The sequence below is a fragment of the Mesorhizobium sp. CA14 genome (genome assembly GCF_020165195.1).
Lineage (GTDB): Bacteria > Pseudomonadota > Alphaproteobacteria > Rhizobiales > Rhizobiaceae > Mesorhizobium.
In genome coordinates this window covers 1-23,489 of sequence record NZ_JAIUHR010000002.1, presented here as the reverse complement: position 1 = coordinate 23,489, position 23,489 = coordinate 1, and the positions used below count along the sequence as shown (strand labels likewise).

The following is a 23,489-nucleotide window of genomic DNA, read 5'->3' as shown; positions in this document are numbered from 1 at the left end:
CCTGCCGGGCACTTCTCCTCGTATAGTGACGGGGAGGAGATGCTGGCAGGCAGATGAGGAGCAGCGCCGATTTCGAAAAATTGGCGGCCAACACGCGAGAGGTTTATTTTGTCTCGGGGCACCTGCTTCGTGCGTATCAGCCCGAAATGCGCTCGATCACCGCGCCGCAGCCGGAGAGCTTCTCTTCCAGCCTCTCGAAGCCGCGATCAAGGTGATAGACGCGATTGACCGTGGTCTCGCCTTCGGCCGCAAGGCCGGCGATGACAAGCGATACCGAGGCGCGCAGGTCGGTCGCCATCACGGGAGCGCCCTTGAGCTTGGCGACGCCGTCGACGATCGCCGTCTGGCCGGAAAGGGTGATGTGAGCGCCAAGGCGTGCGAGCTCCTGCACATGCATGAAGCGGTTCTCGAAGATCGTCTCGGTGATGCGCGACTTGCCCTTGGCCATGGTCATCAGGCCCATGAACTGCGCCTGCAGGTCGGTCGGGAAGGCGGGGAAGGGGGCGGTGGTCACGTCGACCGGCGCGATGCCTGAGCCATTGCGCTTGACGCGGATGCCCTCGTTGGTCGGCGTGATCTCGGCGCCGGTCTCGACAAGAACGTCGAGCGCGGTCTGCAACAGGTCCGGACGGGCGCCGGCGAGCATCACGTCGCCACCTGTCATCGCCACCGCCATGGCATAGGTGCCGGTCTCGATGCGGTCGGGGATGACGCGCACGCGAGCCCCCGACAGCACCTCGACGCCATGGATGGTGATGGTCGAGGTGCCGGCGCCGTGGATCTTGGCGCCCATGGCGATCAGGCATTCGGCGAGATTGACGATTTCCGGCTCGCAGGCGGCGTTCTCCAGCACCGTCTCGCCCTTGGCGAGCGAGGCCGCCATCATCAGCACATGTGTGGCGCCGACCGAGACCTTCGGGAAGACGTAGCGATTGCCGACCAGGCGGCCGTTCTTGGCCTTGGCGATGACATAGCCGTTGTCGACGTCGAGTTCCGCGCCGAGGACCTGCAGGCCCTCGAGGAACAGGTCGACCGGGCGCGTGCCGATGGCGCAGCCGCCGGGCAGCGACACCTTGGCTTCGCCCATGCGGGCCAGCAACGGCCCGATCACCCAGAAGGAAGCGCGCATCTTCGACACCAGCTCGTAAGGCGCGGTGGTGTCGACGATGTTGCGGGCCGAAAAATTGATCGTACGCGAATAGCCTTCCTGCTGCTTTTCGCGCCGGCCGTTAACGGAATAATCGACGCCGTGATTGCCGAGGATGCGGATCAACTGCTCGACATCGGCCAGATGCGGCACGTTTTCGAGCGTCAGCGTGTCGTCGGTGAGCAGCGAGGCGATCATCAGCGGCAATGCCGCGTTCTTGGCGCCCGAGATCGGAATGGTGCCGGCCAGCTGGTTGCCGCCGACAATTCTGATGCGATCCATGAGAAAATGTCCCCTCGGCCCGAACAGGCCGCTTCAATCGGTTGAGTGTGCCCGGCTTAGACCATTGGCCGGCTTGGTTCAAGAAATAGGATTTTCTTGAAACCGGACCGACTTTGGCCGGGCAGTATGGCTGATTTGGTCAGTCCTTGTGCATTTTTCCAGCAGCCGGCAATCCTTCGGATATTCGATCCGCATCGCGGGCGCGCTGCTTGTCGGCGTCCCCGGCGCGCCGCGACCGCGTCTGCGCCTTGCGCTTCTGCAGATTGGCGCGCAGGGCCTCGGCCAGCCGGTCCTTGCGCTCGACGCTACCTTTTTTCGGTGGATTTGCCTTGTCGTTCATTGTCCGATCCCTGGCCGGTGGTCAGCCGGCCGCGATTTCGCAATGGATAGCATTTTGGCCCGGCGATGTCATGAAAGCAGGCGGCCGGGCGGGTTTCGGACTGTCTAACAGCCTCGCATGCCGCTTCGAGCCGCATAATTGTTCCCAAGATCGCATGCGACGCTTTGGGTTTTTCTTGGCCTTGCGCTTACCGGTTCGATATGGCAGAAGCGCCGCCATCGTAGGCTGCGGTAGCTCAGTGGTAGAGCACTCCCTTGGTAAGGGAGAGGTCGAGAGTTCAATCCTCTCTCGCAGCACCAGCCTACAACTTGGCAGCGCTAGTTTGAAAATGGCTAGACAGCGGCATCGTCCTTCGTCGAAGTGCGCTTGATCGGTTGCGCGTCAGTTTGTAGTAGCGGTCGCTCGGAACCTCCATAACTGCGACATGCTCAAGGTTGGCGTACCGCGCTCTGTAGTAGCCCTCCTCCTCGATTTCAGCGAAAGTGGATTGGGAAATGTCAAAGTCCGCTGCTTCCAAGCCGAAGAAAGTGTTGACGCTTCCACCATCTAGGATGTTCCATTCGTCCTCACCATCGTCATATGTCACACGAGCATAAGAAACCATCCGCATTGCTTCGTCTTCGCCGATGTCTGAGATAATCATCTCGCATGAAATCCTCGATTGTTCAGGAATATCGCTTTCGTCCATATCATCAAGAAATCGATATATTTCGTGGCAGTAATATTTCGGCATCGGCTGCACGTCGTCCCCAATGAGCTCAACAGCTTGAACGAATTTAGGATTGATTAGCGCGAGCTTGTTGTTCAAACTCAAGAAGTTAAGCCACCGAAGATTGTTATAACGTGGCCGAAAACGTCTGAGCGATCTTAATTGAAGCAATATGGCGACTCGCGCATGATTATCGATTGGATATTTACGCACTCCAACTGTCCTTTTTACCATCAAGGTGCCGTACGGCATATTCGTGCCAGAATTTGATGAAAAGTTCACGCACGCCTCCTTGTTCTGATATTCCGGCCGGGTTGCTGCAGGATGGCGGCGCGGGAGCCGAGCGTGATAAACTCGTTAGGACCGGGTTCGCGACGCTCCAGGGCTGCGGCTTCTTGGACATTTGCCAAGTTTCGCCGTTTCCTCGCAAAACTGGAACAGCCTTTTCACCGCCCTTTGCCGTCGTTTTTGCTCCTAAGAGGGCCATGCTGCTGGGCTTGCAGGCGCAACACAGCCGGACGCGGCGTGTGTACACTCGACGGACTGCTGCACGTCAAAACAGCAGAGGCGCGATATCCGCAACCCTGAGCCGAGTTACAGGTACAGAATGAGAGCGGGCCGGGGGGCCCCTCAGGTGGGTATGTCGCCGTCAGCTTTTTGTTGGCCGAAATCGCCTCGGGAGATGGTGAGGATTTTTGCGTCGATGGAGCGCTTTCGCATCACCATTGATGAAATGTCCCTGCACCATTTGCTAGGGGGGCGTCGGATTGCCGGCCACCTGGTTCTTTTTTGCGATTGAGAGCTGCCAATTCCTCTCCGAATGTGGCGATGAGGGCGGACACGCGTTTGCGCATTCGCGGGTGAATTTTGATTAGAGCTTCGATCAGTCGTCGTCCTTCCGCGCTGGCAATGAAGTCCAGGCGCTCGTCAACAGGTAAAAGCGGAATGCAATGGCTCATTCCGTTGTTGCCCGGCAGCCCCTCGAAGAAGCGACTTACAGGGACGCCCAGTGAGTTGCCGATCGCGAACAGCATCGAGGCGCTCACGCGGTTCCTCGCGTTCTCGTATTTCTGGAGCTGCTGGAAGCTGATGCCTATCGATCTGGCAAGCTGGGCCTGAGAAATGTCCGATTGGACACGAACCGCAGCTATTTGCCTGCCGACGTGCCGATCGGCGGAATGAGGGCGACTTTCAGCGCTATCCATGGCCGAGCCGCGCGATATCCTTAAGAGCCGAACGAATCTGTGGCCAAGGAAGTTCAGCATCTTCCGACGAAGTCTGTCCTTCTCTAAGCGCGGCATCTAGTTTGGCCGCAACTCCATCGAGAGAGGTAGCCGGTGTTTGCGACAACAGACAGAGAAGTGCTTCCGCTCGGGCAGCTGCTTCGGCCTCAGCAACCAACGTGGAGGTATAGCCGACATTCTGGTCGGCAGAATTCCAGCGGGTCTGATGTGCCGTCAACTCGGCTTCAGCTTTCGCACACGCTGCGGAGTCAGCTTGGCCGATGTCGCGCAGTTCATGCAGCGCCTCAAGTGAATGCAACGTCATGCTCTTGCCGTCGGGCAGCAGAATAGTGGCACGAGGAAGGCCGACGGTTTCGGCGAGCTTGCGCTCAAGGCGCTGGTTCTGATGGCTCAGGCGCTCAGTTTCGTAGTGAGCTTCCTGCCAATCACTCCACACAGCTACTGCGGGATCGGTCCCAGAACCGCTACTGGCAATCGGTTTTGGCTGCTTTTCCGCCGTTGCGTGTGGCATTCCCAGAAGTAATCTGCTCCGGGTGACGTGAGGCAAAGTCATGCTATGGTCGGAATCAGCCATGATCCGAGCTCCCTGAAAGCTAGGCGTGGTCAGGCTGACCTAGGTGTTCGCGCACTTCGGTCAGCCGCACTGGATGCTCACTAGGATCAGCAAGCCAGCAATTGATGGAAAAAATATCAAAGTGACTTTGTGAATGTCAATAGAAAATCTATCAAACAGTCCGATGGCCGTCACAACGAGGCAAGTTAAGGCGGCAAGGGCGCTGTTGGGCTGGTCTCAAGAGGATCTGGCAGAGCGCTCGGCAGTTTCGGAACCCACTATAGCGCGTCTAGAGGCAGAAGATGGGCCGATTGGGGGGCGTCCCGAAACCGTGAAGAAGATCATCAACGCGTTGGTAGCAGCAGGTATCGAATTCATCTCGGAGAACGACGGCGGCCCAGGCGTCCGCCAAGTCAAATAACAGCCAACGATGGGATTTCGAGGCACAAGGGCGCCGGATTTCTTTGCCCCGGAACGTCACGCCTTCGGGATGAAGGCTGCTCGGCCACACAGCAGATCTAGTCTGGGACTGCTAGGCAGGGCAGCATCTCGTCGCAGCAAGCGCTCGACGTAATCGACCTGACTGGGTCGGCGTGGCAACTTCTTGGCGCCCGCCGCCGGCTCAGTTGGTGACATGCGACAGCCGCAGGCCGGCTTCGTCCGGGGTCTCGGCCATGCCTTCTTCCGCGAAGCGAAACATGTCCTCGAAATCCAGCTCCCGCTCGAAAATGACGCCGCCAACTTTGATCGCAAGCACGTCCTTGTCGCCTTTCGGCGCGAAATAGATCTCGCCGACCGTGCCGCGAATGCGCTCGCCGACGTCCTTGGCGTCGTCTTCGCTCGCGCCCGGCAGGAAGACGCCGAACATCGAGGTTCCGATCCTGCCGATCAGATCGTCCTGGCGCACCGCGGATCGGATCGCCGATGCAATCAGCCGTAGGGCCTCGTCGCCCCATTCGAGACCGAAGCGCAGGTTGATCGACGTCAGATGCTCCGGATGGATGACCAGGAAAGCGCCCGAGCGCGGACCGGCCGGTCTCTGCGCCCTCCTGTCGACCATCGAGGTGAACACCTTGCCGTTCAGGCAGCCGGTCAGCTGGTCATAGGTGCCGGATCTGGTGAGTTCCTGCCGGTAGCGGCGGATCTCGATCTGTTGCCGGCCGATGAGGGCAAACAGCGGCAGACCGATGACAATCGGCACGATGATTGCCGTAACGGCGCCGCGGCCAAACGGCGTCAGGCTGTCGCTGAAAAGCAGCAGGTAGTTCAGCGCGAGCGAAAGGCCGACGCAGGCGGCGGTGCCAAGCACGGCCAGCAAGATGAGGTGCTTCCACGTTTGAACCGGCGCGGTCGGTGTTTTCGCGGTCAAGGGGCAATCTCCTGTTCGACGCATGGCTTACAGGAGGTCCGTTACGATTTCGGTGTCAGGGAAGCTTACAATTTGATGCAAGTCAGCATCTTCTCCGTAGCAAGCCGGATCCGGCACACAAGGCTGCCGCAGCCGGCGGCTTGCGCATTTGATGACCGGCCTGGCCAGTCCAGGCTTTAGAAGTGCTGAACCGCCCTGACCATTCCGCTTTCACGCAGGTCCGGGGACGGAACCGGCCGCCGGCTTTCCCGCGGCGGCGCTATTGCGGCGGGCCGAAAATGCCCATCCGAGCGTTTCTCGCCACCGCTTCCGCCTTGCCGTAGTCACCTGTGGGAGCCGCCATCGCCCAGCCGTTCGAAACCAGCCAGGCGCCGACATCCTGCTTGCCGAGGACGCAGGGCGCGGCGATGGCGAAACGGTCGGCATCCGGCGGCAGGAGGCATTTGAGCGCCCGGCCGCGCAGCCAGGCGTTGAAGGCGGCCCGCGCCCGCAGGCCGCAGGGCCAGGCGGTGTTGTCGAACGTGCAGGCCCTGTCGGGGTCGATGTCGACCGTGCCGCTGATGGCGACGCCACATCGGCCACCTCGTCGCAACCATCGAGGCAACCGAATGCAAGAACTACTTCGAAAACGCCGGATACGCTTCCGTCAAAACATGAAAACTCTAGCTCCTGCCGACACGGCGCCACCCCGACCGTTGAACCGGATCACACATTAGACATGAGCGACATTCCTTGAAAAGCAAGGCGTTGCGTTAAGTCTCGCGCAACCAATGCGGCCTAGAATCGCTCAACGGATGTCGAGGGGTGACATGATGCGCAAGCCGATACTGCTTTTTGCCTTTCCTGCCCTGATGCTGCTTCTGCTGGCGGCGGAGCGGATGGCGGCGTTGCTGCTCGGCTTCTATCCCGCCAGCCCCGCTGTGTGGCACGCCTGGCTCGAGCTGCGGCCTTACTCGACCATGTTCTGGCAGCAGGCGCATGTCTATCTCGGCGGGTCGATGGCGCTCGATGCGGCGATTGTTGTCTGCGCAGCGGGCGCCTGCTGGCTGGCCAGCCGCTCAAAATGGTCCGGCGGTTTCTTCATCGCCAATCATGCTGCGATGATTTTCGCCGGGTTCATGATGGCGTTGAGCAGCAACGCGGAAACGGCGAGCACTATCGCCGCCTTCGTCACGCCTCATGGCCTTCAGTTCTCGGTGATGGTCGACCTAAGCCTGAAGAACAGCCTGGTGCTGTGCCTCGGTCTCGCGGCCTGCGCCTATTGCCACGTCGCTTTCCTGCGCGAGGCAAGGCTGTGCGCCGGAGCCCGCGCGGTCCGCATCCTTTCACTGCAGCGCGATCTGTAACCGGCTGGCTCAGTCGGCGGCGAGGGCCCGCGGGCTTAGTTGATCTTCTTGTAATAGACCTTGCCGTCGGGCTGCTGGATGCGCTGATAGGACGGATTGGGGCCGGGAGGGGCGGCCTTGCGCTTGAACGCGGGCTGCCCGTCTCCGGCGCCAGCGCCTCCATCGGCCGCTGACGCATCCGCCACAGTCGTCTTGTCGAGCATGGCGGGCTCCGTTGCGCCAGGCGCCGGTTCGCTGGCCGCGACCGGCTGGCCTTGCTCCAGCTTGGCGATATTGCCGTTGATCTGGCCGAAATTCGCCTGCAGCTGGCGGTCCAGCGTCTCGAACCGGCTTTGGAAACCGTTATTGACGGTGTCGATGCGGGCGCCGATGCGCTGTTCGAACTGGCCGAGCTGTTCCAGCCGCGCTTCCATCGTCCTGAGGTCGCTGACGCCGCGATAGAGATAGACGGCGGCCGTCACATTGACGACAGTGATGAGCAATGCGCCGGACGCGATGACGCCGATCAGCCTGGCCCGGCTGGGCTTTCCCGGAGCGGCTTCCCGTTGACCGAGTTCGATTGCCGAAGCGTCCGGCTCGCTGATCATCGTCATTCAACCACCACCTTTGCGCCCACCGCGACGCGTTTGAAGAGATCGATCACATCGGTGTTCGTGAGCCGGAAGCATCCGGACGTGCCGTCGAAACCGACGCCCTTGGGATCGTTGGTGCCATGGATGCGATAGAGCGTGTCGCGCCCGTCGCGCGAAAGATAAAGCGCCCTGGCGCCGAGCGGATTGTAGGGACCGGCCGGCACCATCGCCGGCAGTTCCGGCCGACGCGCGCGCATTTCCTTGGGCGGGCGCCATTCCGGCCATTCGGTCTTCGACGCGACCTTCACCGTTCCGGTCCAGCCGAAGCCGTCGCGGCCGACGCTGATCTGGTAGCGCAGCGCCTGGCCTTGGCCCGTCACCAGATAAAGCGCCTTCTCGTTTTTGCGGATGATGATGGTGCCCGGCTGCTCGCCGCTCTCGAAGGCGACCGCCTTTCGGAGGCTGGGCCCCATGGCCGGCAGCGGCGGCAGGCTTGACCCGGCCGTCGCCAAGTCACAGGCAGACGCCAGCGCCAGCCCTGCGAGGCACGCGCCGGCCAGATGCATCGCAGCGAAGCGCCTAGCGCTGGGCATTGTCCAGCCGCTCCTTGAACATGCGTTTCAGGTCCTTGTTGAAGCGCGCGCGGCCGTCCACCTCGGAAGGTAGGATGGCGCGGTTCAGCGCGTCGGCCAGAAGCGCGTTGTCCAGCGCCAGCGACTTGATGTGCGGCGCCTTGAAGATCTTCTCCAGTTCGCTGCGCGAGAAGTGGTTGCCGAACCATTTGCGCTTGTGCTTGTTGGCGACCAGCGTGATGCTCACCTTGTTGCCGCGCAATTCGCGGATCTTCTTGTAGAGCCGCTTGCCTTGCCTGAGCGAGGCGACGTTGAGCTCGAAGACGATGAAGATCTCGTCGCTCGTGCGCAGCACCGAATCGTGCCACGGCGCCTCGATGTTGGGCAGGTCGATGACGATGTCGTCGAAGCGGTAGGCGACGAGATCGAGCAGCCGGAAGACGAAGTCGGAACCCTGTGGCTCGAACGGCAATTGCGGCCGCTCGAAGGAATAGAGCGTGAGGCCGGAGGGCCGCGACAATTTGATGACGTCCATCAGCTCGACATCCAGCCGGTCCGGCTGGCCGATGATGCCGGAGAGGTCGAACTGGTTGAACTGGTTGAGATAGGCGCCGCAATTGGCGCTCTGGAAATCGAGGTCGACGAGGCAGGTCGCGGCCGCCCGCTCGGCCGACTTCGAGGCGAGATACTCGGCCGCCGAGATCGCCAGCGTGGTGGCGCCGGCGCCGCCGCTGGCGGCAATGAAGGTGATGATGCGGCTCTTGGTGCCCTGGCTGCCGGTGTCGTGGAAGGTGACGGCGTTGAGCAGTTCCTTGGCGTCGAGCGGCTTGTGCAGCCAGTCGGACGCGTTCATGCGCACCAGAACGCGCGTCTGCTCGGAGGTGAGCTCGTCCGAGATCGCGATCAGCGGCACTGACGCCCAGGCCGCGCGCGCATCGACGATTGCCGGATTGCCGAGCAGTTCGCCATTGGCGAGATCGAGGATGATGATGCCGGGCCGGCTGTCGACAGGCGGCCCCTTCAGGAACTCCGCCGCGTCCGCGACCTTGACGTCATAGATCGCCAGCGCGTCGAGCCGGGTGGTGACGTCGCGCTTGAAATTCGCATCACCGGAAAACAGCGCCACCTGCTTGCGCTTGGTCGGGAGAACTCTGGTGTCGATGGCGTTCATGGGAACGTACTCTTCAAATCTTCGCCCGTGACCGTGCTCAGCATGGAGGGCATGTTGATGTTCGCGAAGCCCATCAGTCCCTGAAGGAAGAAGAACTGGAAAGTCCGGTTCTGAAGACTGACTGTGATCGTCGGCACGGGACCGCCGAGGCGGGTCTGGTAGCCGAGCCCGGTCGCCGTGTAGGTGACGACGACGTTGCTGCGCAGCAGACCTGGAAAGAAGTGGCACATTCCGGGCCGCTGGGTGCCGGTAAGCGCCGGGCAGGTGTCGTCGTTGGTGTTGGCTGTGTCGCCGCGGAATATCTGGCTGAAAGCAGCGGCATTGAATCCGCCATTGTTGGTGCAGGACCCCGTGCCACTGCTGTAACTGCAAACGAACGGACCGTAGGCCCCGGCCACCACGGGCGCGCCGGGGTTAGCCGTCGGTGCGGCGGTAGCAAGGTTGGTCGCGACGGCATCGGATATTGAGGCCAGCCGCGCCCCGACCTGGACGGCCTTGGTTGCCGCATTCCACTGGTAGAAGGCATAGCCAAAATCTACGAAGCCGAGCGTCAGCGCAAAGAGCAGGGTAGACACGATAGTCATCTCGACCATGGCCACGCCGTCTTCGGATCTTGCGAAACGCCTGATCATCGTCAGAACCGCATCAACCGTTCTTGATGTGAGCCGGTCAGGTTGATCGTACCAATGCCGATCACCGATAGCAGGCCCACGCCGCTATAGGGATAGGTGCCGTCCGCCTCGACGACGCAGACTTGCGCCGTCGTGGACCGATACTGCGTGACGCCGCCAACCACCGCATTGTGGCAGCCGGTCCCGATCGTGACGGTGACGTTGGCTGTCGCCCAACCTGCGATTCGCGGAACGTCCGTCTGCGTTGGGGTAGGCTTGCCGTAAACGGCGATGTTGGTGGCCATGGCTGCGCAGTCTATCGCCGCCAGCCCGGCATCCGTGTAGATCTGGCTGTTGCAGCGCGCGCCGAAACGGGCTCCATCGGAAAGACCGGCTTCCATCAGAAGCTTGTCGTGGATGAGATTGCCGAACTCGAACACGCCGGCTGAAAGCGTAAGCATCAATGGCGCGATGAGGGTCATCTCGACCATGACCGCGCCGCATTGGTCGTGTCGAAATTTTTTAAGATACCGAGTGACGAGTCTAAGCATTGTCGTCACCGGTAGAGCTGGGCTTCGTCGCGGAGGAAACTGTCCAGAGTTCCCTGGCCTCCACGGCCTGTCACGTCGACGAGCTCGACAAAAACGGAGCCGCCTGAATTCGCGCCTGCGACAGGCTCCGTCAGGAAAAAGCTGGCAAAGGCCTCGACGGGGAGATTGGTGCTGTTGCCGTTCAGATCATTCCCGGCGGCCTCGAGCGCATTGCAGTTGAGGATCGCACCGTAAAGCAGACGACGATCGACAGATGTCACCGGCGGCTGGCAGCTACTCGGCGGTGTTCCAACTTCGCCGCCTGTGGAGGCGTGATCTACCAGATTATTCGCGATCTCGTATTTGTAGACCTGGTACCGGGTGGGCTTGCTCGTATCCCAGGAAGAAGGATAGCTGGTCCCGCCGAAATTGGTGCTCCAATAGCCAGACAGATTCCAGTTTCCATCGCCCATACGGCCGCTCATATAGGGCGTGGTGGCATCGCGTGGCAGCCCCATGTCGCCGGTCGCATTAAAAGTCAGCTGGTTATACTTCGGGCACTGGTTTCCGTTCCCATTCGCCGACGCTCCCTTCCGAACGTTGGCGGCCGGACCGTAGTCTGGGCTATTGAAGCCATTGCCGCTGGCATCGATTCCAAAACGCACGTTGAAGGCGTCTTGGATCGGACCAGTGTTTTGGCCGGTCTTCGTGCTCACACCCTGGGAGGAATAACAGCCGAGCGGCTTGGATGTGGCGATTGTTTGCGCGAGTCCTTGAGCGCCGTTGCCGACAGTGCTGGGCGGCGCCAGGAATCCGAAATTGCCAGGCCCGTATGCAGCATTGTTTCCCACTGTACGGAGTTCGATCAGCCGCCTGCGAATTGACGGATCCGCCACGGCCTGCTCCAGGGTCACGCCGCCGGCGGCGTTAGTGCCGTTCACCATCTCGTATGGATTGCAGATGAAGACAGGGGTGTAGTTGCAGACACCGGAGGTGAACCCGGCAACAGAGACCGCGCCGACGTTGAAACTGTTGTTCGCGGCGTTCCCGGTCAAGAATGACGCCGGGAATATGGCCGCGAAGCCGACAGGTGTCACCGTCACGCGGATGAACCGGGCGTTCGGCGCATCCGTCACTTCGTCAGTGATGATGTTGGCTGCCGCTATGGGCGAACTGTCTGAGGCGGGAAGCGACCGGAGGTAGGTTCTCGTCACCCCGGCAGCTAGCAATGTTTGCGGAATGTTGGCTGTGGAGAAGGTATACTTGTTGAACACCAGTGTCGACAATGCTCGATCGGCGCGCACGATCGAATCGGTGCGGCCATCCAACTCTGCTGCAGCGGCCAAGGCCAAGCCGTCAGCGCCCTTCTGCAGGTCGTTGTGCATATTGTTGACTCGGCTCATATCGATCGCCAGCAGCGAAAAGCCGATGATAGCCGGCAACATGATGCTGACGAGGAGTAGGGCTATGCCTCTCTGATCGTGCCAGAACTTGCGTATGGTCCCCAACATGACCTTACTCTCTGTTCTCAGCGCTTGGCCTCGTCACCCAGCGCTTTTCAAACCGCACCTTTTTTTCACGGTGTTGCGTTCGTCGTGGCCGCACTCGACGGGCCGACATTGACCGTCATGTTCGTCGTCGGCGCTGGCGATGGCGGAAGCTTGTATTTCTGGACGATGCCGACGGATCGTACCCCATCGCCTTCGATCCTGGTGTTGTTCGAGGCCGGGTTGTATGGATCGACCGTCTGCAGCAGCTGATTGGCCTTCTGCGAGTCGCCCGATGCCAGCGTCATCGTGTCGTAATTGTTTAGATAGTCGGCCGCACAGCCCGCAAGCAGGCTGGAGCTGAGAAGGACGAACAGGAGCTTATTTCTTGACATAGAGCAGCTTGTCCTTCGATTTTACATCCAGCATGTGGCCATAGGGCCCGGTGACGCCCTCGCCATGTTCGTACATGCGGATCATGTCCTTGCTGACTTCGAGCTGGCCGAGCAGCATAAGTTCCGGATCATTGGCGGGCTTGGTCTTGTCGAAGGGTGTCGCCAGCTGTTCGCCGGGCTTCACCGGCCGCACGAGATGCGGCGTGACGATGACGACCAGCTCCGTCTCCTCCTTCTGCGTGCTCGAATTGTGGAACAGTGCGCCGATGATCGGCACTTGGCCCAGCCACGGTACCTGATCCTGCAGCCTCGTGTTCTTGCTTGAGAGCAGGCCACCCACCGCGAAGCTCTGGCCGTCGCGCAGATCGACCACGGTTGCCAGCTTGCGGTTGGTGAAGATCGGGTCGCCCGCGGGGGTGAACCCGGTCAGATCGCTCACTTCCGGCGCCAGTTTGATGTGGATCTTGCCGTCGTCGAGCACTACCGGCGTGAAGTTCAGATTGACGCCGAATTGCTTGAATACGATTTCGATTTCGCCCTGGCTGTTGACGCTGCGGATCGGCACCTCGCCGCCGGCGTTGAAGCTGGCGGTTTCGCCGGAAACCGTGGTGAGGTTTGGTTCAGCCAAAAGGCGCACCACACCTTTTGACTCCAGTGCCTCGATTATCAAATCGACCTTGATGTTGCTGTCGATGACGCGGGTGATCAGTGCTCCGAACGGACTGGCGGTGGACAGAAGGTCACTCAAAAGCTCCCCAGATCCAAGCACCACCTTATCCTTGTCGACTGCGGCGACACCGGTTCCGAACTTAGTCGACCCGCTGCCGTTTTGGCCCTTGAACGAAACACCGAGGTCGCGGCCGGCATTGCGCTTGGCCTCCAGGATGCGAACCGAGAGATTGACCTGCTCGCTGTCGTCGATCGTTACGGCGTTGATGATCGAGTCGGGTCCATACTGCTGTGTGACTTCGACGATTTGCGCCAACGTCGCGGCATCCTTGACATGGCCGCTCAGCCGAACCTTGCCGTTGATCGAACCGATCTCGATGCGCGCCTTCGGCGCCACCTGGCGGATGGCTGCCGCCATATCGCTGACATCCTGGCCGACCTCGATCTGGATCGCACCCAGCGAGCGCTTGTCCTCTGAAAAGAGATTGACCGTCGTGGTGCCGAGGCTCTTGCCGATGATGTAGAGCGTCTTGTCTGTCATCGGCTGCGCATCGGCGATCTTCTCGTCACCGACGACGATGTCGCCCAAGGTGGCGTTCACCTGGATCGTCGCGGATTGCGAGATCGGAATGAAGATGCGATGGAGCGACGGGCTCGATACGTCGATGAAGCGGTCAGCCGCTTTCGCCGAATAGCCGTGGATCGCCGACAACGCCGCAAAGGATAGCGCAGCTGCCGCCATCCTCACCCAAAACCCCTTCATCCTCGTCTCCCACTGCTGCCTGATCGGCAGCCCCTCGTTTGCCGCCCGCTTTTTAGCGTTGGCGTGGCACGTCATAGGTTTCGAGCTTCACGCCACGAAAGACGCCGATTGTAGCTCGGGCGGGTGGCTCCGGCTGTACATATTTTACCACTTCCTTAACAACTTCCTGCGGTTGTGGTGCGGGCGCCACAGTGGGCTTCGTTTTGCTCAACTGGTCGATTTGGCTGCCCACCCGATCTACGGCTTGAGCCAGGCCGGCAATCTTTTCGTCTGAACGCTTGCGTTCGTCTTCGACGCGCTTACGCTCTTCCGCAGCCGCGGCGTCGGCGGCTTTTTGTCTATCGAGTTCCGCCTGCCGCTTGGCGACGTCCTCCGGCGTGTCGCCGGTAAGATCCGACAGCGTTATACGCTCGGTCGATTCTGCCTTGCTGGCGGCTGCTTGACGGAGCGCCAGCGACAACTGGCCGGCATCGGCCGCAAGGGTGAGCTTTTGCGCATCCTTGGTGCTGACTTCGACGGTCACAGCCTTCACGACAGTGGGGCTGTCCTTGCTTTCGTCAGCCACCTGGTCGACGGCAAGCACCTTGACGCTCTGCAGCAGCACGTCGACGTAGCTCTTGTCTGGACCTCCGTCGCTATGCGCGGTGCGAGTCAACAACACGTCGACCCGATCACCCGGGAAAACGAATCCCGCCACGCCGAGCACGTCGTTCACCCGGATCGAGACGGCCTTCATGCCCTCCGCCAGCACGGCCGAAAGTGTGGCGCGTTGGCCTGGGCCTGTGATTTTGGTGGCGAGCACCGGTTCGTTGACGCCGATCGCCTGAAGCGCCTGCTTGGCACCGTCGCCGGCCAGAAGATCCTTGGTCGTTTTGAACGCGCCGGCCGGAACAGCGCCAGCGGGCCACGGGATCTCGCGCAACTTGTCCGCGCTCAGTGAGTCGCCGAATTTAAGCGGAGTGGCGGCCACCACAACCGTATCGCGCGGTAGATCGCCGGGCCTTGCCATGGCGCTGCGCTGGTTCGCCAGCCACATGTTGACCAGCACGACGGCCAGAACTCCGAAGACGCCAGCCAGAATGATCATTACTATGGTATTTGCACGCATCCCCGCCACCCGCTCATTTTGCCGTTCTCGGCGCCCGCTCTATGGGTGCCGAGAAACTGTACTAGGACTTGGCGCCTGCAGCTTCAATTGATCTTATGCAGTTGCAGTTGTCAGTGCTGCGTTGAGCGCCGTCCACTGGCCGCTGACCCAGGTGCCAACTAAGATCACGGTAGCGATGACAGCGACCGTAATGATAGCAAGCAACACTGTATATTCGACCATCGCGGCGCCATCTTCGCCGTCTCGGAATTGCCGAGCCATCGTCACAAACTTTTCCATGCCGATGTACCCTCAAAGATCGAAATCGCGGACCGGCCGAAGCCGAATCCATGCATGCCTCGAAATGGCCCAACCCAAAATAGCTTGGGCCATTTCTTCGCAATTCAAATTAGGCCGTTGCGGTCGTGAGCGCGGTATTCAGCGCAGTCCACCGGCCGGAGACCCAGGTCCCGACCAGCACCACAGTGGCGATAACGGCCACTGTGATGATGCCGAGCAGAACCGTGTATTCGACCATAGCAGCGCCGTCTTCATCGTCGCGGAACTGCCGGGCCATCGTCATGAGCTTCTTCATGCCAATTTCTCCTTTGGAGGTTTTAACCCGACGAGACGAGCCTAAGGATGAACCCCATACCCAAGCATCCCCCGTCACCTTCAATCCTAGGTCGCGCAAAAAAGCCAAGTCAAATGGATTAACAGTCCCTTAACCCTTCAATACTCGATTTGGGGCCCTTTAAATTTTGACAAAAGCTTGATTCGGCTCACTTTTCAAGCGATTTTAACCATTCGTTCACAATTCCGCCGCAGCTATGCCATCGCCTCGATCATATTAGAAAATATGCATAGACCATTATATCTAACGCGTTACAAGCCAAGTTTGCGGGCGAAGCGACAAAGGTCCTAGGACTTTGGTCTATTGCCCGGTGCAATCCGGAAATAAAACGATTTCTCGGAATCCGCTTCTTAACTATGTCGCAAGTAATACGTCCAGTGTGTCCTCAAGGCCGCTTGTGCGGGTCGTGGTTAACGCTTAGTTTCGACGCTGGGGAAACAAGCAGGGGTTCAGCGATATGCTGGGTCGCTTCATCAAAGGGTCAAACGAACAGAAGGCGGCGCAGTCGGCGCCCGTTCCGGCATTGAGCGGGGCCGCAAGCGCTCCGGTTATGCAGGCCGAATCACAGGACGAGGACTTCCTCTCTTTGAAGGTGGATCTCCATCGCCACCTCATCGATCGCTTCAACCTGACTGCGCTCGAAAATGCGTCCAAGGACGAAATACTCAACGAGATACTGCCGATCGTGCGCGAGTTCGTCCGAGGCCGTAACGTGCCCCTGAATGCGCGCGAACTTGACCAACTGACCAGTGACACGGCCGACGAGATGCTCGGGCTTGGACCGATCGAGCCTCTTCTCAAGGATGACTCTATCGCGGATATTCTGATTAACACGCACAAGCATGTCTTCGTCGAGCGCCGTGGCGTTTTAGAAGAAACAGCCATTCGCTTTCGCGATGAAGCTCATCTTCTGCGAATCGTTAACAAGATCGTCTCAAATATCGGAAGGCGGGTCGACGAATCGGCTCCTATGGTCGATGCGCGTCTTGACGACGGTTCGCGTGTCAATATCGCGGTGCGACCGATATCCGTCGATGGGCCGCTGGTGTCGATCCGCAAATTCTCCAAAAACCCTTATTCGCTCGAGCGGCTGATGGCGTTCAATTCGATCCGTCAGCCGATGATCGAACTGCTGCGCATCGCCGTGCAAGCGCGCAAGTCGATCCTTGTGTCCGGCGGCACTGGCAGCGGCAAGACCACGTTGCTGAATGCCCTATCAAGTTACATCCCTGCCAAGGAGCGCCTTGTTACGATCGAGGACGCGGCGGAACTGCAATTGCAGCAGCCGCATGTCGGCCGGCTCGAAACGCGCCCGCCCAATGTCGAGGGGAAGGGGGAGGTTCGTCAGCGCGAGCTGCTGAAGAATGCGCTGCGCATGCGTCCAGACCGCATCATCGTAGGCGAAGTGCGCGGCGAGGAGGCCTTTGACATGCTGCAGGCCATGAACACTGGTCACGAAGGCTCAATGACAACCATTCACGCCAACACGCCCCGCGATGCGATCTCGCGCCTCGAGCAAATGGTTGGCATGGCGGGCATGCCGATGACCAATGACTCGATCCGCGCTCAGATCGCCTCAGCCATCGACATCATCATACAGACGCAGCGCCTTTCGGATGGCGGCCGGCGGGTCGTATCGATTTCGGAGATCACCGGCATGGAGGGCAACGTCGTCCAACTCCAAGAGATCTACCATTTCGTTCGTCGCGATGTTGCTTCAGACGGGTCAATCGTAGGCGAGTTCCGCGCTACGGGTGTTCGGCCACGTTTTGCGACTGAGGTCGCAACCTTGGGCCATCATTTCGCGAAGGATGCTTTCAATCCTCAGGTTCCTTTATGATCCCGACCGGTCAGACTCTGCTTTATCTCATATACGTGCTGGCTGCGGCGTCTGTCATTCTCGCGGTCGAAGTGATGTTCGTTTCTATAGCCGGAACGCGAGCGCGAGCCGGAATCATAAACCGCCGCCTCCAATTGATGGGCGATCATGCGGCTGCGGAACAGAGCCTGCAGGGACTTCTGCAGGAGCGCGGCTTGACCGCGTCAGGCGATTTCATTTTCGGCGCCATTAGCCTCAATCGCCTTTATACACAGTCCGGCATAACCGGTAATCCGATCAGTTTTGCTACCGTCTTTGTACTGGCTGCCCTAGTGCTGGCTTTGATCGCGGTTCTTCTAATGGGATCCTCGGCAGTTGTAGCGGCTCTCATTTTTCTCCTTATTTCAGTTGCCCTGCCTTTACTTGTACTGAAGCGGGCCAGGAGTAAACGAATCAACAAATTCGCAAGCCAACTACCCGATGCCCTCGACATGATCGTGCGGTCGCTCCGCGCAGGTCATCCGACAACGGTGGCGATCGGGCTGGTCGCTCGTGAAATGCCGGATCCCCTCGGAACCGAATTTGGTATCGTCTCTGACGAGATCTCCTTTGGCCTGAGTCTAGAGCAGGCTGTCCGCAGGCTGTCGGAGCGGGTCGGCTTCGAAGGACTGCACCTCCTGTCGGTGTCTCTGTCGATACAGGCCAAAACGGGCGGCAATCTCACCGAGATACTGTCCAACCTTGCTTTAGTGATGCGGGAGCGGCGTAAACTTCGGCTGAAGATCAGGGCCTTGTCGGCAGAGGGGCGAATGTCGGCATGGATCATTTCTCTCTTCCCGGTGCTCATGTTTCTGATCTTATGGGGCGTTGCGCCTAGCTACTATGGCGACGTTTGGGGCAATCCGATCATTGTGCCCGTCTTCGTCATCTTCGGGTGCTGGGCGCTCCTGGGCGACTACATCATGTATCGGATGGTCAATTTCGATTTCTAGAATGCGAGACTAGCTTGTTCAACGACCTTGGAAATTCCGCCCAACTGCTTTCCGTAGCCGTTTTCATCGCGGCGGGCGCGCTCTTCTTATTGGTCGCCTTGATGCTGGCGCCGGTTCTTGAGACGAGAAAGCGGATCGCCGACAGTCTTCTGTCGGAAGGTGTAACCAGTCGTCGTTCGCTTGCTGCGCAGCAGGAAATCAACAAGATTTTGGCTCAACGACCAGTCGACGCTTACTTCCGGGCCCTTGAGAAGGAGCGCGGGGAACCCAATGCGCTCGAAGCAAAGCTATTTAGGGCTGGGTTCCACCAACCGAGCGCTCCGATCATCTATATGCTTTCACGACTCGGTGCGGTGTGTGCCGGGTTTCTCGGTAGTTTCGCACTCCTGTCGGCTCTGCTGCCGCCTCAACTGCCTAGCGTGCTCGCTTTTTTCGGCGCCGCCTTGCTTGGGCTGGGCTGTATAGTCATTCCCAGCATCATGCTGGATCGTTTTGAAAACACCCAAAAGCAAATCTATCGCCGAGGATTTCCCGACTTCATGGATATGATGATCACCTGCGCCGATGCAGGCATGAGTCTCGAGGGGGCGGTTGATCGAGTGGGAGCCGAACTCGCCGGCACCCACAAGTGGCTCGGAATCCAACTCGCCATCATGAACTTGCAGTTGCGCGCCGGCAAGCCGTTGCGCGAGGCGTTGCGTGAGCTTGCGGATCGCATCGGCCTCGACGAGGCGAAGGCACTGGCGGTTCTCTTCCGGCAATCGGAGGAACTCGGCACCAGCCTCACGGAAGCGTTGCGGGTGTATAGCGACGAGATGCGTACCCAGAGGATCATGAGCGCGGAAGAGCAGGCCAATGCGCTGCCGGTCAAGATGATGATTCCTCTGGGGCTCTGCATCTTTCCGGTCGTGATGATGGTTGTCATGTTGCCGGTCCTCATCCGCATGAAAGGCGTTTTCTTCTAGTTGAACATATGCTTTGGTCCTAATATGGGTCGGGGGACTCTCGGGGAAGCCACATGAAGAAGCTGATAGCCGTTACAGCCGGCCTGTTGATGATAGCAATTGCCGGCTGTCAAACGGGCGCCACCGGCGGCGTTGTACGCACCAACGAGCCGGCAAAAGGCGACTACACTGCCTTCGGCGACGCCTTCGACGGGCTGAAAACGGTAAGCGATGTCGACTATTACGCTTCAGACCAGGCGGTCACCGAGGCCAAGACCCAGTTCCGTTCCGAAAACTACGGCAACGCTGGCGCCCTGTTCTACAAGGCCACGCGGCTGGCACCCAATGACGGCGTGGCATGGCTGGGCCTTGCCGCATCCTGCGACCGCATCCGTCGCTTCGATCTTTCCGATATGGCCTACGGCCGTGCCTACAAGCTGCTCGGAGCGACGCCTGAATATTACAACAATGTCGGCTATTCCTATTTGCTGCGCGGCAAGCTGCAGGACGCGCGCAGCAACTTCCTCAAGGCATACGAGCTCGCGCCCAACGACCCGACCGTGGCCAACAATCTGAAGCTGCTATCGTCCAGCGTGCGGAACATAGAGCGGTCATGAGCCTTTTGCTCGCCGCATCGCTGTTGCTCAGGGTGCTGGCCATCCTGCTTCTTGGCAGAATAGCCTGGACTGATTTCACAACGCAGAAGATTGCCAACCGGGACGTGCTGCTGCTTATATGCCTCGGCCTCGGCTCTCTTCAGTTAACGGCTGTAGTCGCAGGAACCTGGTGGGACATGGGAATGAGCGCGCTCGCCGGATTGCTGCTGTTCGTCGTGCTCTTTCCGTTCTGGGCCTTACGCAAGCTTGGCGCCGGCGACGTGAAGCTCATGGCCGTCATGCCGTTTTTGATCGGAGGCAGCGGCCTCGCCGTGTTTTCCGTCCTACTCCTCGTGCTCGCCCTCGCCACCGCGATGGTTATGAAATTTCCGTTTATGCTGCCGGAGGGGGTCTTTCGCGTCTACATCCAGCATCTGGATCGTAAGGGGGTTGTGCCCTTTGGCGTACCCATCGCCATCGCTGCAATCTGCACGATAGCGTTTGACGTCATATTGGGCGCCAAGGCGTTCGTTAATCCGTTTTGACACAACGGGCCGTTCTTCGATTAACCGTTCGGAAACCATTAGCTTGCGCTAAAGCTGGTCGAGTGGTTGAATTGCGGCTTGTCGCGGAAGCTGTTGAATGGACCTCATAAATCTCAAGGCTATCCTAATTTCGGCTCTGATCTTCCTGCCGGCCGAATACCTATTCGCCTTGCGACCACATCAGAAGATTCTTCGAAAGGCATTCTTCAACGACCTGATCTACGCGTTATTCAATGGCATTCCCATCAAGCTTGGTCTGGCTGCGGTTGTTGCACTGGCAACGAGCACAGTTGGTCAGTTGGTGCCTGCATACGTTGCGCCAGCTGTATCGTCGCAGCCCATTTCGTTGCAGCTTATTGAGATCATTCTAATCGCGGACTTTGGGCTTTATTGGGCGCATCGTGCTTTTCATGCCATCCCGTTCCTGTGGCGCTTTCATGCGATTCACCACAGCATCGAAGAGCTGGACTGGCTTGCCGGATCCCGTGTGCATCCGGTGGATCAGATTCTTACAAAAAGCGCGTCGCTCGTGCCAGTATTTCTGCTGGGCTTCAGCAATGACGCCATAACAATATTCGCAGCTATTTCTTACGGGCACGCCCTGTTGTTACATGCCAACGTAAAGATGAACGTAGGACCATTTCGATGGTTGATAGCGTCGCCCCAATTCCATCACTGGCACCATGCCAACCAGCGCGCCGCATATGACAAGAATTTCGCCGCCCAGATTTCACTTATCGATATGCTCTTCGGCACCATGTATTTGCCCGGCGATGTGGTGCCGGAGCGGTACGGCGTCGATGATACAATACCGCCAACCTACGTCGAGCAACTCGTTTATCCACTGATCCCAAAGGATAAAGCCAATGAAGCTTCCTTCACCAGAGATGCGTGACTTCATAGGTCGTGCGACGATGACGCTGTACTTCACATTCTGGGTGACTTTGAAAACTCTGGGGCTCATTACCGCGATTCAAGCAAGCGGAGAGTGGACGGGCGTCCGGATAATCGATGTTGTAGCTGAGATCGCTGCCATATGTTTTGTGTCTCTAATGGTCATCACCACTGTAGCTCGCCTCTCGCCGCTTAAGACGGCTGAGGGCGTCGAACCTCGTATATCGGCGCTTATTGGTTCATTTGCTACGGTAACTTTGATCGCGGTTCCTCGGGCCCAAATAGCTCCGCAGCTTGAGCTCGTAGCAGACTCAGTGACAATCTTCGGCTTCGTGCTTTGTATTTCCTGCCTGTGGTGGCTTGGCAGATCATTCAGTATCGTTGCGCAGGCGAGGCGGCTCGTCACAACGGGTCCCTACCGAATTGTGCGTCATCCGCTTTATGTTTGTGAAACTGTTGTGCTGCTCGGTATCGTCCTGCGCAATCCGAAGTGGGCTACAGTGACGGTATGCATAGTCTGTCTCGCTTTTCAATATCGGCGCTTGATCAACGAAGAAAAAGTATTGCGGGCCGCTTTCCCTGAGTATGACGAGTACGCTCGACGAGTTCCCATGCTCCTGCCGCGAGTATACGGCGCAGCGGCGCCAGTGTCGGGCCATTTCTAGCCTAGAGCGTTTCACCGCTCGATAGAATCGGAAGGGATTCCCGCTCGGTTGGATTTGTGATTCAAGATGCTGGCTGGATTGGAGGCCAGCATCAGATGGTTCGACCTCTTTCCGATGATCTTCGCGAGCGGGTTGTAGCGGCAGTTTTGAGCGGCGAGAGCCGCCGGTCGGCCGCCAAGCGGTTCGGCATTTCGGTTTCGGCGGCGGTGAAGTTGTTGCAGCGTCATCAGGCGACCGGCTCGATAGCGCCTGGCAAAATGGGCGGGCATCGCAAGAGGGTGCTGGAGCCGCACCGTGCCTTCATCGTGGAGCGGATCAATCAGACCTGTGAATTGACTCTGCATCGGCTGAAGGACGAGTTGGCCGCTCGCGGGGTCAAGGTCTCGCACAACGCAGTGTGGCAGTTCCTGCGCCGCGAAGGCCTGAGTTTTAAAAAAAACGCTGGTCGCCCTTGAGCAGGCACGCGCCGATATTGCCCGCAGGGTAAGCGCTGTTCCGACCGCACCTTTCGCGGGTTGCGTTAAGCCGCGATGTTTGGAGCCTTTGAAGGCTTCGACACATGACGATTTCAGAGCTTACGCTTAAATCCAAGGACGAGGAGCCGATCCGTCGGCTGGAGATATTCACCGGCGCGGGTCGGCGACGCGAGTGGCTGCCGGAGGAGAAGGCGCGGATCGTGGCGGAAAGCTACGAGACCGCCGAGAGCGTGAGCGCGGTGGCTCGCCGATATGCACTATCCCCGCAGCAACTGTTCGCCTGGCGTCGAGCCGCCCGTCTGCCGGCGGCGGAACCGGCGGCGCCCGAACCGCTGTTTGTTCCGGCGGTGGTCGCAGGGCCAAGGTCGGAGCCGGCAGCAATGCGGCCGGCGACGCAGCGGAAACGGAAGGCCGCCCGGGTCGCCGGGGTGATCGAACTTGAGATTGACGGTGTCGCCATGCGGGTTGGCCGTGGCGCCGACGCCAGGACGGTGGCGGCGGTGATCCGTGCGCTGAAGAGTTCGTCGTGATCGGCCCGACCGGCGCCGTGCGCGTCATGGTGGCGACCAGGCCGGTGGACTTCCGCAAGGGCGCCGAGGGATTGGCGGCGCTGGTGCGCGACACGATGGGCGCCGATCCGTTCTCCGGCGCAGTCTACGTCTTCAGGGCGAAGCGTGCCGACCGGGTCAAGCTGGTCTACTTCGACGGCACCGGCGTGTGCCTGCTGGCAAAGCGCCTGGAGGACGGAAAATTCTGCTGGCCTGCCATCACCGATGGCGTGGTGAGGTTGACGGCGGCGCAATTGCAGGCGCTGCTGGAAGGGTTGGATTGGCGTCGCGTGCATGACGCCCGGGAGACGCGCGCGCCGGTCGCGGCAAGTTGATTCCACGGACGGCCAAGGCGCTGGCAAACTATTGGAATGCATGATTGAATCGGCTTTGTGACCAATCCGGCCGAGCCACTGACCAACGATCCGATCGCGCTTCAGGCGATGCTCGCAGCGGAGCGTGCCGAGAACGAACGGTTGCGCCAAATCATCAAGGAGCTGCAGCGCCACCGCTTCGGCCGCAGGGCAGA

At 59.6% G+C, this 23,489-nt stretch carries 29 protein-coding genes, 1 tRNA gene and 1 pseudogene; 13 read left to right on the top strand and 18 right to left on the bottom strand.

Features of this window, described 5'->3' with window-relative positions; all coding sequences use genetic code 11:
- Positions 1 to 136 precede the first annotated feature (136 nt).
- Together murA and LB565_RS02290 are read right to left on the bottom strand one after the other, a co-directional pair.
- A complete protein-coding gene (gene murA / locus LB565_RS02295) occupies positions 137 to 1,429 on the bottom strand; it encodes a UDP-N-acetylglucosamine 1-carboxyvinyltransferase (RefSeq protein WP_224581580.1) in 1,293 nt (430 codons plus the stop codon).
- 139 nt (positions 1,430 to 1,568) lie between these two features.
- Positions 1,569 to 1,769 carry a hypothetical protein gene (locus tag LB565_RS02290; protein WP_224581579.1) on the bottom strand — a complete coding sequence of 67 codons (201 nt, stop codon included), beginning with the start codon at positions 1,767 to 1,769 and terminating at the stop codon, positions 1,569 to 1,571.
- Between the two features lie 224 nt (positions 1,770 to 1,993).
- Here LB565_RS02290 and LB565_RS02285 point away from each other — a divergent pair.
- Positions 1,994 to 2,068, top strand: a tRNA-Thr gene (locus LB565_RS02285).
- A 2-nt stretch (positions 2,069 to 2,070) separates the two neighbouring features.
- Here the strand turns inward: LB565_RS02285 and LB565_RS02280 are convergent.
- The 3 genes from LB565_RS02280 to LB565_RS02270 all read right to left on the bottom strand — a co-directional run bounded on the left by LB565_RS02280 (position 2,071) and on the right by LB565_RS02270 (position 4,296).
- Entirely contained in the window at positions 2,071 to 2,760 is a 690-nt protein-coding gene (locus tag LB565_RS02280) for a hypothetical protein (protein WP_224581578.1), read from the bottom strand.
- Positions 2,761 to 3,197: 437 nt separating this feature from the next.
- Entirely contained in the window at positions 3,198 to 3,683 is a 486-nt protein-coding gene (locus tag LB565_RS02275; RefSeq protein ID WP_224581577.1) for a helix-turn-helix domain-containing protein, read from the bottom strand.
- On the bottom strand, positions 3,676 to 4,296 hold the full coding sequence (locus LB565_RS02270; RefSeq protein WP_224581576.1) for a hypothetical protein: 621 nt from the start codon (positions 4,294 to 4,296) through the stop codon (positions 3,676 to 3,678). Before LB565_RS02270 ends, LB565_RS02275 begins: the two co-directional genes overlap by 8 nt.
- A gap of 133 nt (positions 4,297 to 4,429) precedes the next feature.
- Here LB565_RS02270 and LB565_RS02265 point away from each other — a divergent pair, with 133 nt between their 5' ends.
- A complete protein-coding gene (locus tag LB565_RS02265; RefSeq protein ID WP_318012106.1) occupies positions 4,430 to 4,696 on the top strand; it encodes a helix-turn-helix transcriptional regulator in 267 nt (88 codons plus the stop codon).
- A gap of 201 nt (positions 4,697 to 4,897) precedes the next feature.
- Here LB565_RS02265 and LB565_RS02260 read toward each other — a convergent pair whose 3' ends face one another.
- Positions 4,898 to 5,644: a GGDEF domain-containing protein gene (locus LB565_RS02260; protein WP_224581575.1), complete on the bottom strand. Its 747-nt coding sequence runs from the start codon at positions 5,642 to 5,644 to the stop codon at positions 4,898 to 4,900.
- 259 nt (positions 5,645 to 5,903) lie between these two features.
- Complete coding sequence (locus LB565_RS02255) at positions 5,904 to 6,236, bottom strand: thermonuclease family protein (protein ID WP_224581574.1); 333 nt, start codon at positions 6,234 to 6,236, stop codon at positions 5,904 to 5,906.
- A gap of 217 nt (positions 6,237 to 6,453) precedes the next feature.
- Between LB565_RS02255 and LB565_RS02250 the strand changes: the two genes are divergently transcribed.
- Positions 6,454 to 6,990: a hypothetical protein gene (locus tag LB565_RS02250; RefSeq protein WP_224581573.1), complete on the top strand. Its 537-nt coding sequence runs from the start codon at positions 6,454 to 6,456 to the stop codon at positions 6,988 to 6,990.
- Between the two features lie 35 nt (positions 6,991 to 7,025).
- On the opposite strand, the gene LB565_RS02245 is transcribed toward LB565_RS02250, so the two are convergent.
- The 11 genes from LB565_RS02245 to LB565_RS02195 all read right to left on the bottom strand — a co-directional run bounded on the left by LB565_RS02245 (position 7,026) and on the right by LB565_RS02195 (position 15,442).
- The gene (locus tag LB565_RS02245; protein ID WP_224581572.1) at positions 7,026 to 7,583 is read right to left on the bottom strand and encodes a hypothetical protein; all 558 of its coding nucleotides are present in this window, start codon (positions 7,581 to 7,583) and stop codon (positions 7,026 to 7,028) included.
- A complete protein-coding gene (locus LB565_RS02240; protein WP_224581571.1) occupies positions 7,580 to 8,155 on the bottom strand; it encodes a L,D-transpeptidase in 576 nt (191 codons plus the stop codon). Before LB565_RS02240 ends, LB565_RS02245 begins: the two co-directional genes overlap by 4 nt.
- A complete protein-coding gene (locus LB565_RS02235; protein WP_224581570.1) occupies positions 8,142 to 9,305 on the bottom strand; it encodes a CpaE family protein in 1,164 nt (387 codons plus the stop codon). The genes LB565_RS02240 and LB565_RS02235 overlap by 14 nt, the downstream gene beginning before the upstream one ends.
- Entirely contained in the window at positions 9,302 to 9,937 is a 636-nt protein-coding gene (locus LB565_RS02230; RefSeq protein WP_224581569.1) for a TadE/TadG family type IV pilus assembly protein, read from the bottom strand. The genes LB565_RS02235 and LB565_RS02230 overlap by 4 nt, the downstream gene beginning before the upstream one ends.
- 2 nt (positions 9,938 to 9,939) lie before the next feature.
- Positions 9,940 to 10,407, bottom strand: coding sequence for a TadE/TadG family type IV pilus assembly protein (locus LB565_RS02225; protein WP_224581568.1), 468 nt, complete (start codon positions 10,405 to 10,407; stop codon positions 9,940 to 9,942).
- A 65-nt stretch (positions 10,408 to 10,472) separates the two neighbouring features.
- The gene (locus tag LB565_RS02220; protein ID WP_224581567.1) at positions 10,473 to 11,957 is read right to left on the bottom strand and encodes a TadE/TadG family type IV pilus assembly protein; all 1,485 of its coding nucleotides are present in this window, start codon (positions 11,955 to 11,957) and stop codon (positions 10,473 to 10,475) included.
- A 65-nt stretch (positions 11,958 to 12,022) separates the two neighbouring features.
- Positions 12,023 to 12,328 carry a hypothetical protein gene (locus tag LB565_RS02215; protein WP_224581566.1) on the bottom strand — a complete coding sequence of 102 codons (306 nt, stop codon included), beginning with the start codon at positions 12,326 to 12,328 and terminating at the stop codon, positions 12,023 to 12,025.
- Positions 12,315 to 13,760: a type II and III secretion system protein family protein gene (locus LB565_RS02210; protein WP_224581565.1), complete on the bottom strand. Its 1,446-nt coding sequence runs from the start codon at positions 13,758 to 13,760 to the stop codon at positions 12,315 to 12,317. Before LB565_RS02210 ends, LB565_RS02215 begins: the two co-directional genes overlap by 14 nt.
- A gap of 52 nt (positions 13,761 to 13,812) precedes the next feature.
- On the bottom strand, positions 13,813 to 14,868 hold the full coding sequence (cpaB, locus tag LB565_RS02205) for a Flp pilus assembly protein CpaB (RefSeq protein WP_318012105.1): 1,056 nt from the start codon (positions 14,866 to 14,868) through the stop codon (positions 13,813 to 13,815).
- A 93-nt stretch (positions 14,869 to 14,961) separates the two neighbouring features.
- On the bottom strand, positions 14,962 to 15,147 hold the full coding sequence (locus LB565_RS02200) for a Flp family type IVb pilin (protein WP_224581563.1): 186 nt from the start codon (positions 15,145 to 15,147) through the stop codon (positions 14,962 to 14,964).
- A gap of 109 nt (positions 15,148 to 15,256) precedes the next feature.
- Positions 15,257 to 15,442, bottom strand: coding sequence for a Flp family type IVb pilin (locus LB565_RS02195; RefSeq protein ID WP_224581562.1), 186 nt, complete (start codon positions 15,440 to 15,442; stop codon positions 15,257 to 15,259).
- Positions 15,443 to 15,938: 496 nt separating this feature from the next.
- Here LB565_RS02195 and LB565_RS02190 point away from each other — a divergent pair, with 496 nt between their 5' ends.
- The 10 genes and pseudogenes from LB565_RS02190 (at position 15,939) to tnpB (ending at position 23,295) form a co-directional block, all read left to right on the top strand.
- Positions 15,939 to 17,321, top strand: a complete 1,383-nt coding sequence (locus LB565_RS02190; RefSeq protein WP_224581561.1) for a CpaF family protein — start codon at positions 15,939 to 15,941, stop codon at positions 17,319 to 17,321.
- Positions 17,318 to 18,292 (top strand): type II secretion system F family protein, encoded by a 975-nt coding sequence (locus tag LB565_RS02185; RefSeq protein ID WP_224581560.1) that lies wholly within the window; start codon positions 17,318 to 17,320, stop codon positions 18,290 to 18,292. The genes LB565_RS02190 and LB565_RS02185 overlap by 4 nt, the downstream gene beginning before the upstream one ends.
- A gap of 14 nt (positions 18,293 to 18,306) precedes the next feature.
- Positions 18,307 to 19,257 carry a type II secretion system F family protein gene (locus tag LB565_RS02180; protein WP_224581559.1) on the top strand — a complete coding sequence of 317 codons (951 nt, stop codon included), beginning with the start codon at positions 18,307 to 18,309 and terminating at the stop codon, positions 19,255 to 19,257.
- A gap of 53 nt (positions 19,258 to 19,310) precedes the next feature.
- Positions 19,311 to 19,853, top strand: a complete 543-nt coding sequence (locus tag LB565_RS02175) for a tetratricopeptide repeat protein (protein ID WP_224581558.1) — start codon at positions 19,311 to 19,313, stop codon at positions 19,851 to 19,853.
- The gene (locus LB565_RS02170) at positions 19,850 to 20,377 is read left to right on the top strand and encodes a prepilin peptidase (protein ID WP_224581557.1); all 528 of its coding nucleotides are present in this window, start codon (positions 19,850 to 19,852) and stop codon (positions 20,375 to 20,377) included. The genes LB565_RS02175 and LB565_RS02170 overlap by 4 nt, the downstream gene beginning before the upstream one ends.
- A 97-nt stretch (positions 20,378 to 20,474) precedes the next feature.
- Entirely contained in the window at positions 20,475 to 21,272 is a 798-nt protein-coding gene (locus tag LB565_RS02165) for a sterol desaturase family protein (RefSeq protein ID WP_224581556.1), read from the top strand.
- A complete protein-coding gene (locus LB565_RS02160) occupies positions 21,244 to 21,936 on the top strand; it encodes a methyltransferase family protein (RefSeq protein WP_224581555.1) in 693 nt (230 codons plus the stop codon). Before LB565_RS02165 ends, LB565_RS02160 begins: the two co-directional genes overlap by 29 nt.
- A 95-nt stretch (positions 21,937 to 22,031) precedes the next feature.
- Positions 22,032 to 22,419, top strand: a pseudogene (locus LB565_RS02155) (IS630 family transposase); the annotation flags it as partial.
- Positions 22,420 to 22,495: 76 nt separating this feature from the next.
- Complete coding sequence (tnpA, locus tag LB565_RS02150; RefSeq protein ID WP_224581554.1) at positions 22,496 to 22,942, top strand: IS66-like element accessory protein TnpA; 447 nt, start codon at positions 22,496 to 22,498, stop codon at positions 22,940 to 22,942.
- A 26-nt stretch (positions 22,943 to 22,968) separates the two neighbouring features.
- The gene (gene tnpB, locus LB565_RS02145) at positions 22,969 to 23,295 is read left to right on the top strand and encodes an IS66 family insertion sequence element accessory protein TnpB (protein ID WP_263488346.1); all 327 of its coding nucleotides are present in this window, start codon (positions 22,969 to 22,971) and stop codon (positions 23,293 to 23,295) included.
- Positions 23,296 to 23,489: the final 194 nt, after the last annotated feature.